Consider the following 10,413-nt stretch of genomic DNA (forward strand, 5'->3'; position numbering starts at 1 on the left):
GCTGGCACCGTTACTACGCCATCGTTTGGCACTGCAACCCAACCGGAGCCTGTGTTGTATTCTAAGGTGCCTAAGTCTCCAACTTCGGTATCACCTAAGTTCAGGCCTAGCTCGACTTGAACAGTGGACTCGGAGGCATTCGACAGCGTCACTTTGAAGTTCGCTGTCTCACCCTCATTAACCGTACCTGCATCACTCATCGTTACCGCTGGGCGATCATCATCAGGATTTGAGCCAGGTCCACTACCATCATCTAAAATAGTGGCAGTCCCAGTAACAGGTGTGCTTTGTTCTTCTGTCGTGCCAGAGAGCGTAAACGTTTCTGGGCCTTCAAATACAGAGTCGTCAATAGAGTCTATAGAGACCGTAAAGTCACTTTCACCCGGTGGGATCGAAATGGTAAAGGTTCCGCTTTCACCGACTGAAACTTCTTCTGTTGTACCATCAGAAAATGTTATGAGGACACGCTCATTGACGTAGTCACTCCCGTTCTCGTCAGCTGAGCCGCCTGTTGCGGTTCCATCAAGGAGAGAAAGAATGACATCAGTATTGTCTTCAGTTGTTTGACTTAGAGTAATATCGAATACAACTTGGTCACCTTCGTTGATAGTCGGACTAGATATTTCTTGAACTAAGATAGTCGGTGGTACAGGGCCATTAATTACTCTGAAAAGATCCAACAAAGATAGTGCTTGAGTTGTAGATAGTCCGATTCCATCAATACCGACGGTCTCAAAATTCGTACTAGCCAACAATTCAGCGCCAGTACGATCTATTGCACCAGTATTTTGGGGGCTAGAACCACTTTCCTCACCAGCAGCTGGCTCAAAATCCTCACCAAGAGCAGCCGGGTCTTCTCCACTAGCGATAGCCTCGATTAGCGCAGTGACATCATCAGTAACGTTAATTGAACTACCTTGCGGTGTTACCTGTTGTACAATTAATTCTGATGTATCAGAAACTTCCTCAATAATTAATTCACCAGGCTGAGGTAGCTGACCACTTTCAAGACTTCTCAGGTTCCCATCAAGCCCTATAACCACGACATTGCTCATCAATGAACTTAACGCTACTCGATCCATGCTCTTCATCCTTGTATTAGTTTAATTAAAGGCTTGTTACTGCACTAAACACGTCTATAGTTTAGACAAAATATGAATTTTTCGTTTTATTCCAAGAGGATTTAGTTTTTTGAGAGTAATAAGGAAAATAACCGAAGAATTTGCCTTCATTTAAACCAGTTTCCGCTATGCTCTTAAGATAAAAAGGTTTTCTACGAAAAAATCGACCACTTACCAAGCAAGCTTTGCCTCGTATGCTAGAGTTTAGAGAGTAAGATTGTTGTTTTTTATTGAATTAAACATTTAAACATCAACAAGTTGATAATACGCACTAAGAAAATTCATTGTTTGTAACTTCTCGTCTCAAATATGAAACAGAATAAGAGCGACATGATTTTAGGAGAACTAACGTGAGATGGAATCGAGTACATATAGCCTGCTGTTGCTTAATAGTGTCTTCACCAGTTTTCGGTCAAACTCTAGAGCAAGCGGTTGCACAGACGCTACAAAATAACCCCGATATTAAAAGTGCATTTAACGAGTTTATGAGCCAGAAGTACATAAATGAAGCTTCATCAGGTGCTTACCTCCCCTCTGTTGATCTAGATGCTGGAATTGGATATGAAGGATTAGACCCGTCAGATGAAGTTGGTCGAGGCGACACGGATTACACTCGAAAGGAAGCTTCAGTGACACTGACCCAACTAATATGGGATGGTAGCGCTACGTTAAATGATATTGATCGAACCGCAGCTGATGCTGAATCTGTTAGATTTCAACTCTTAGCAGATGCTTCAGATAAGGCACTTGAAGTGACTAAAGTGTACTTGGACGCTGTTAAAGCGTATGAAGTCCTAAAGCTTTCAGAAAACAACCTTGCTGTTCATAAAGATATTTACGATGATATTAAAAAACGAGTCAACTCGGGTATCGGCTCTACTGCTGACTTGACGCAGGTAGAAGCACGTTTGGCAAAAGCACACGGAAACTTAGCTGCTGCTCAAAATAACCTGTATGACTCTCACACGATGTTCACTCGTTTAGTCGGTCAAACACCACAAGGGTTAATCTTTCCGAGAGCGGACCAAAACTTTATCCCGTACACGGTTGATGAAGCGGTAGGCTTGGCATTTGAACTTCATCCCGTTATTCAAGTGGCGCTCGCAGACGTAGACTCGGCTAAGTTTCAATACAAACAGTCTAAAGGTGTTAATTACCCAACCATTTCCATTGAAGCTTCGCAAACATGGCGTGACGACGCTGATGGTTTAAAAGGTCGAAGTGATGAGACACTTGCCATGCTGCGTCTACGCTACAACCTATTCAATGGCGGCAGTGATGCAGCGAACTCAGAAAACTTCGCCTACCAGCTAAATAAAGCAAAAGACTTGCGTGAAGGTGCCTATCGCAATGTTGAAGAAGGGTTAAGGCTTTCTTGGAGTGCGCTTGATTTAACATTACAACAAAAAGAGTTTCTATCAGATCATGTAGACTCTGCGTCTGAGACCGTAATTGCTTACGAGAAGCAATATCGCATCGGTAAACGAACACTGCTTGATCTATTGAACACTGAAAACGAGCTCTTTGAGGCGCGTAAAGACTACTTAGATTCTAAATACGCAGAGCAGTACGCCAAATATCGAGTGATGAACGCAACTGGGCAACTGTTGAGTGCATTAAGGGTTGAAATGCCTAAAGAATGGCTAGAAGAAGTGGAGTATTAATTATGAAACACATAGCTTTTATTACACTCTCATTAATGCTCTCCGCATGCAGTTCATCAGATCGTGGTGATGAATATGATTACATAGATACCCCAATTGCCGATCAGTGGGCTGATCATATAGATGATGACTCTGACGGAGTCATTAACGAGCGAGATTTGTGCCCGGGTACACCTTTGGGTGCCGAAATAGACAACGACGGTTGTGGTTCGTACGTTGACTCCTCACAAGAAATGCAAATTCGAGTACTATTTGCGAACGATTCCGATGTGATCAACCCTATCTTTACGCAACAAATTCTTGAACTATCCGACTTTTTGAAAGAGTACCCGAACACGTCTATAGAGATTCAAGGTTATGCTAGTCGCACTGGTACTGCAGAACATAATCTTGACCTATCTAAGCGCCGCGCTGAAAACGTTAGAAAAGAGCTCATGAAGAATGGCATTAGTGGAGATAGAGTTACCATTGTCGGCTATGGAGACACAGTACTTGCGACACAAGGTACAGACCAAGTTAGTCACGCATTGAACCGTCGAGTAACCGCAACAGTGATTGGCCACAAGGGTGAAGTGAAGAAAGAATGGACCGTTTTCACAACACTTCCAAAAAGCTAGCACAACAATAAACAGACCGTAAAAATAAAAGGTCTAGCAAATTGCTAGACCTTTTTTGATTTTAAATTTGACTACAGTTTAGCGCTACTACATGTCTTTGTACTGAGCTTCTAAACTCGCAATTAAGCTTTGAGTCACATCATCAACACTTGCACCGTCAAAATGGATGTCCAATGTCGAGCTCCCTTTTGTAATACTCAGGTTTGCCTCAGATCCCCCGTCTGGTGCCACTTCTACATGATACTCTCCGACATCACCAGTATGATCACCTGATTGAAGATCATTAAGAAGCTCTCCAATTTCATCTTTAGATAAGTCGTCAAACAGATCTGAGAAGTCTAGAGCGTCTTCATTTTTATTGAAGTCAGTGACAGTATCAACATCGTTAGTGACTTCACTCCACTTAAAGATGTCGGCCCCTTCTGACCCTGTTAAAGTATCACTACCTAAACCACCAATCAGAATATCATCCCCTTCACCACCAACGAGTATGTCGTTGCCACCATGACCAAATAGTAAGTCATCACCAGCGCCGCCATATAAATTATCCGATTTATCTCCTTGGTGAGTTTGGTTGAATTCTTCCAAGTTATTTCTAACGTACTCATGTATATCTTCGCCGTCAACGGTAGACACATCCTGACCCGTTTGCTGCGCCACATGTGATTGAATCGCACTTAAGCCTTGTTCATTACCACCAAACTCAATTAAGTCACCTAACAAGATATCGTTACCTTCACCTCCTTGAATAGTGTCTGAACCTTGTTTGAGAGGTACATCTTGACCCAATATCGTTTCAGCAAGCTTAGTAACATCAATATCTGACTCTACCACACCATCAGTGTCATACTGCTTGAGTGTATGTTCATCAACGCCACTCCCAAGACCTATCGCTTCTATAGAGGACAATGCCGCTAGTACTTGATACATGTGTTGAGCTTGTGTCGAGCTATTCCCTTCATCGTAATAACGGATAGAGCCATAATATCTGTCGATATCGCCAAGGATTCTTCCTGTTAGCGGTGAATAAACCTTACCGTAACTATCTATAACGACATCACCTTTGTAGGTAACTGTTTGTCCGTATGAGTAATTGTTTTTACTCGCAATATCTTGCAGGGTAACAAGCTTGCCAGAATTATCGACGTCCAAAATCACTTTCGAGAATTCACTCGGTGCTACACCATAGAGGTATGTTGCTCTATTTGGTTGACCATCCGTAACAAAGTACGTGATATTTTGGCCATTAGGGTTAGGTTGACTGCTGAACCATTCAACGGCCGACTGTAAGCCCGCCTCATAGTTTGTGCCGCCAGAACCCTCATCATCAATTACACGATTCAACTCTTCTACAAACTCTTTTCTTGCTGTAAGAGAACTCAAGTCAACAGAAATCACCGCTGATGCACTTGAAGCAAATTCACTAAGGTGAATATTCACTGTCCCTGGCTTCTCTCCTTGATTTACCGCACTTAACAGCTCATCAAACACGTCTAGCACTTCTTGCTTCGCAGTTCCTACCCAGTTACCCATGCTCCCTGAAGTATCCAGAACAAATGCGATGTTGTAGTCCTGACCTGCAATGATCTCCAATCCTTGAACATCACCAACAATAATATCGTGATCGTCACTACCCGTTATCTGATCATTCCCATGTGATCCCGACTCCAACACATAGTCACGAGCTGTAAGCTCAACGGATTCAGTTGTTGAAGCTGCGTCATTATTTGATCCTTCAACAGACGTAGCAGTAACGCTTAGCGGGAACTCTAAGCTGCCTTCATAATCGAATGGCACTCTGATATCCAGGGAAAGCTTACCATCTGTACCAAGAGTGACAGGGTAATCTCCATTTGAATCTTGCTTAATTGCGAGCCCATCAACATACACGTCAACACCGTCTGGTAGATCTTGTACAAGAGCAGTCTGCGCTAAATCCTCACTTCCATCGACATCAACTAGATCAACATCCACATCGACCGAAATCCAGCGATCTTGAAGCACTTCATAAGTGCCATCAGGTTTCAAATCAACAATTTTGTCTGCAAAAACAACGCGTTCAATTTCATATAAATGATCACCTCGGTCATCACTACCTGTATGATCGTTTACCGAATCGATAGAACGACTATCTAATAAAATCCAATATGGAACTTTACCGCCATGATCGTCTTTGAAGGTCATTTTGTAGTCATCAAAGTTCCCTGTTAAGTAAACTGTATCTTTACCATCATGCAGAGTAAGACTGGTCGCGTCATCACCATAAAACGTATCATTGTTACCACCGCCAACAAATACGTCATCGCCACCGCCACCATAGAATACATCGTTGAAATCTGTCCCAACAAACAAGCTGTCGGTGTCACTTAAGTCAGTATTGACTCCCAACACAACACCAGCGTGTGTATTAATTTTAGGTACTGCATTATCCAACCCAAGGTTGGCTGCGACAGCCTCATTTTCGGTATTGGTATTATTTATTGCCGATGTAGCTAAGTGATGGTTTGGATCAATAGCATCTCGTTTAACTAAGTCGCCAACATTGATCGTGATCGTAGGTGCATCTGCGATAGCAACAACATTGATATCAAGTGTATTTGTTACGCCAGTATTTGTGGTATAGCTAATTAATGGAACGTCACCTGACCAATGCTCAGCAGGTTCAAATATGTAACTACCATCTCGGTTTACTAGTAACGTACCACTAGTCAAAGAAACACTTTCGCCTACCTCGTAATCAGCACCATCGATAGTAAGATGATCTACCATCAGAATATTGTCGCCGTCAGAGTCATTAAGCAATACATTCCCTTGTAGAGTATTGTCTTCTATGGTTTCGCCCAAATCACTTTCCGTTTCCGTCGGTAAGTTCTCATGTACTACAACATTGATCACCAAGTTAGATTCTGCTGAATCACCATTCGAGCTTTCTGTACTCGTTGCAGTCAAATTGATAGTGAAGTCATCATGGGAGCCCGCAGGTGGAGTCACAGTAAGTGCATCTAATGCCCAACTTGTCACGTCCAGTTCTTCATCAATAGTTGCGACAGTAATAGAACTATTTCCATCTGAAAGGATCGCACCTACAGGTAAGCCAGTTAGCGTGACTTTAAGTGATTCAGAGCCATCTGTATCATTTAAGCTTGCTTTAATTTCAGAGAGCGGTATCGCTGTATCTTGTAACCCTTCGTTCAGCTGGTATGTTTCGTAAAACGCAACACCATTAACTTCTTGTAGTTCAGACGTTCTGATATCAGTTGCTTCTAGTGCACTTTCATCACTAACTACGTAAAGACTACTATTGCTCAGGTTGACAGGCGCTTGTCCATTAATGGATACATCCACATTAAAGTTACCCGGACCACTTTGGTTATGGTGATAAATTTCAATTGGATAAAAGCCAGATACCGAAGGGGTAAAGCTAGCTCCCTTAATATCACCACTGTCGCTCCCCCAACGAGCTTGATCAAGTAACGTACCACCCAACTTGATTGCAAGGCTATCATCGGCTTGACCAACAAAGTCGTAACTCGAGCCAGCTTCGAGATAAACAAGAGATGTGACTAGAACGGCCTCATTTGCCAAGGTTGCATGAGTCCCTAAATCTTCCACATTTGCCCAACTCAATCGAGTACCATCGGCTTCATTAAGAGCGTTGATCGCTGAGATTAGAGTCTCTCCATTGACCCCCATACCATCACTAGAACCAACTTGAACATTACTCCATGTCGTAACGTTAAACTCTTGTTGAGGCAATGAGTTTAATGGCGTCACTGCGATTAAGTTCGGTTTATCAGCGATAGGGTTTACGTCTATTGTCAGTGTTGACTCTTGACCGGTACTCTGTCCATCTGTTGGTTTAAAGCCAATTTGAGCGTAACTAGACTCCTGGTCTCCGACTTGATTTCCGCCGAAGCTGTCACTGCCAGACTCATTTAATTCAGGTACAAAACGAACACTGTTTTCATCAAAGAGCGGCTTATCAAGCACTTGATCGATTTGGACAGACTGCCAATCGCCTTGCGAATCTCTGTACTCTAATGATCCATCGCCAGGAAGCGTTGTAATTTGGACGGAGAGATCTGATACATCAGAGTCCACATCGCTAATACCGAATGATGACCAATCAAGCATCACTTGAGAATCTTCATTCATCTCAACCACTGAAGGCGAAGATTCAGGAGCATCATTCACATTTACCAGAGATACATTTACCTCGGCAGTATCAATCCCGCCAGTTCCATCGATAACCTCAACCTGAAGCGTATAATCGCCCAAGTCAACATCATCGATTGTCTTGTTCAATGAAATCTCTCCGCTTGTCGGGTCGATATCAAAAATACCATTAGTGCTCGAGCCATCTGCAAAGCGGTATACAAGCACGTCATTATCGTGATCTTCAGCAACGACCGTGCCGATAACGGCCCCACTCACCGTGTTTTCGTTAACTGACCCGAAGTCGTAAACATCATCATTTGGTTTGTCACCAGCACTATCGCCGCCAGAAATAAACTCTGGAGCGTGCTGAGCATCTATAATAGAGACTGTTGCTTCATTCGAGTCACTTGCAAGCGTCGAATCTGCACCAACCGTATCAATTAGAGTCACGGTTAGGTTTTCAAGATCTTCGTAAATACCATCATCGAGAGTTTTTATATCAATCGGCGCCGACGTTTTACCCGCTGGAATCGTGACTGTGTACGTACTTGGAGCAATATAATCTTTGTCATCAACATTCCCTCCGATTGTGAATGTTACCAGTACATCTTCATCTGCTTTTTGGTCAATGTTGACGATAAATTTTGCATCACTACCTTCATCAACTGAGGATTGATCTGAGCTAATAGTCACTTTCGGTGCACTTTGGGCATCAACGATCACAACACTTGCGCTGTTATTTGAAGCAATGCTCGCATCAGCGCCATCAACCTCTTTAATGGTTACTGTGAAAGATTCTGCGCCCTCATAAATACCATCGGTGACCGTCAGTAAGTCAAGAGCAGCTGAAGATTGACCCGCAGGAACTTCAACACTCAGAACGCCAACAAAATCTTTTCCATCTTGGGCCACGCCGCTATATTCGAAATGAACCGTAACACTCTCATCTGCAACTTTATCAAGTGTCAGCGTAAAGCCTGCCGTTTCACCTTCATTTACGCTATTTTGATCGGCACTAATACTAACTAAAGGTGCAGGATCAGAATCCACAATATTTGCGTTACCAGTTGCAATACCATTACTGGTGACACTACCGATTTCCGTAACCGTAAGACCAAAGCTCTCATCACCTTCATGGACATTATCTAGTTTGGTCGGGACTGCGACTTTAAATTCAGCGACACCTGGAGGTATAGTAACGTCTCCATTAGGCGCTATATCTAATGTTTGAGTTTGACCATGAGTATCCACATAGGTCACTACCATAGTGCCTAGATCAACATCTTCCGCAGTATAGCTATCATTTGTTGTTGACTTCAGATTGACGACAACGGCCTCTTGAACAGGGTTAGAGAGTAAAACGGTAAATATTGCGTCAGTTCCTTCAATTACATCGCCCGCATCTATTACGCTAAGTTCTGTACTATCATTATCAAGAACTGTTGCCGTCCCCGTTTCACCTCCGAGCTCAAGAACGACCGTTTGGCTGCTTTCCACAACCAAGTCATCAATAGTCGGAATCGATATTTCGAAGCTACTTATACCTGCTGGAACAATCAAGTAACCACCTAAGAAAACAACACCATTTGTGTAGGTTGCATTCGATAGATTTATGTCATTCTTATCAACTGAAGAACCTTGAGCAAGCATATCAACTTGGTACTTAACAGCAGTGCTGGTGACTTCATCTAAAACAACCGAGAACGTGATATTGTCACCCTCGGTCACACTATCACCGACCACAGACAGACTTGGCCCGTTTTCCGCAACATTACCATCTAACATTTCGTTAACGATATTGACTGTAGATGGATCGCTAACGCCATTTTCAGAGTCGACTGCAACATATCCAAAGCTGTCTTCGGCAGGAACACCTTCTACATAACGTAACTCCCAGTTACCTTCATTTTTCGTAGAAAAATCTAACTGAGTAATGACCGAACCTTCAGGAAGAGCTAGATCTTTCCCATAACCAACGCTTGTTTCTTGGAATAGCATGAAGTTGCCTTCAGGCTTCAAAAACTCGAACGTTTGAGTCTGTTGGACATTATTTGAATCTAAGTATGTAACCGTAATAAGTGCTGCGTTGTCATCACCGTAATCAAACAATCCACCTAATCCATCTAAGCCAAGGTTTACGCTGCCCACAGGGTTATTAGACAAATCGATCGTAATCGTTTCACCTTTCTCAATACCCTGCCCATCATTGTCAGCGATACCATTGCCGATGTGTGACACCTGGCGGTTGTACTGCGCAAGCTCACCGCTATCAGAAGAAATGGTGATAGAAGCTCCATTGGCTAAATGCTCAGTACGGGAATGTGATGAACCACCATCCTCACTTAATCCCCAGTTATTGAAATCTGTTGTAGATTCCGAGCCATTAGGCGTATTTGGACGATCTTTGATACCTAATAAGAAGCCAACATTATCAGCTTCATAGTAAAGGCTGTCTTTGTCATAAAGCGTATCGCTTACTTCTTTAATTTCGTGCAACTCACCATCACTATCTTTAAAGAACAACGTACCTGAGGTTGGCAGTTCAGTAATTCGGACATGTAGATCGTTGCCTTTTAAGTCGTCTTCAACATCCGCGATATGATCTTGAGAGTCGCCATCACCTAAAGGTTTCGTATCAGTATCAAATACAACTTGCGTCACAGGCTTGTCAGTCACATGCGTAAAGTCCTCACTGTCAGGCTTGTCATTGACTGGCGTCACATCGACGTTCACCGTGGTGGACTCACTGACGCCACCGGACGTAACGATGTAGGTAAAGCTGTCTGTACCGTGGAAGTTGTCGTTTGGCGTGTAAGTGACGCTGCCATCCGGGTTGACCGAGACCGTGCCGTT

Annotated in this window: 4 protein-coding genes and 1 pseudogene; 2 read left to right on the forward strand and 3 right to left on the reverse strand. The window is 43.2% G+C overall.

From position 1 onward, the window contains the following. Positions 1-1,082: Calx-beta domain-containing protein (locus tag R7190_RS24960; RefSeq protein ID WP_318127202.1), on the reverse strand; the 1,082-nt coding region annotated here is incomplete at its 3' end. A gap of 389 nt (positions 1,083-1,471) precedes the next feature. Between R7190_RS24960 and R7190_RS24965 the strand changes: the two genes are divergently transcribed. After that, positions 1,472-2,785, forward strand: a complete 1,314-nt coding sequence (locus tag R7190_RS24965; protein WP_021707835.1) for a TolC family outer membrane protein — start codon at positions 1,472-1,474, stop codon at positions 2,783-2,785. A 2-nt stretch (positions 2,786-2,787) separates the two neighbouring features. Further along, positions 2,788-3,402, forward strand: a complete 615-nt coding sequence (locus tag R7190_RS24970; protein WP_005377363.1) for an OmpA family protein — start codon at positions 2,788-2,790, stop codon at positions 3,400-3,402. An 87-nt stretch (positions 3,403-3,489) separates the two neighbouring features. Here the strand turns inward: R7190_RS24970 and R7190_RS24975 are convergent, their stop codons facing one another. Together R7190_RS24975 and R7190_RS24980 are read right to left on the reverse strand one after the other, a co-directional pair. Next, positions 3,490-10,236, reverse strand: coding sequence for a Calx-beta domain-containing protein (locus R7190_RS24975; protein WP_318137624.1), 6,747 nt, complete (start codon positions 10,234-10,236; stop codon positions 3,490-3,492). Between the two features lie 51 nt (positions 10,237-10,287). After that, positions 10,288-10,413, reverse strand: a pseudogene (locus tag R7190_RS24980) (Ig-like domain-containing protein); the annotation flags it as partial.

The sequence above is a fragment of the Vibrio sp. 1078-1 genome (genome assembly GCF_033340475.1).

Coding starts and splice junctions, on each gene's coding strand:
- R7190_RS24970 (WP_005377363.1), top strand. CDS start 2,788: ATGAAACACATAGCTTTTATTACACTCTCATTAATGCTCTCCGCATGC.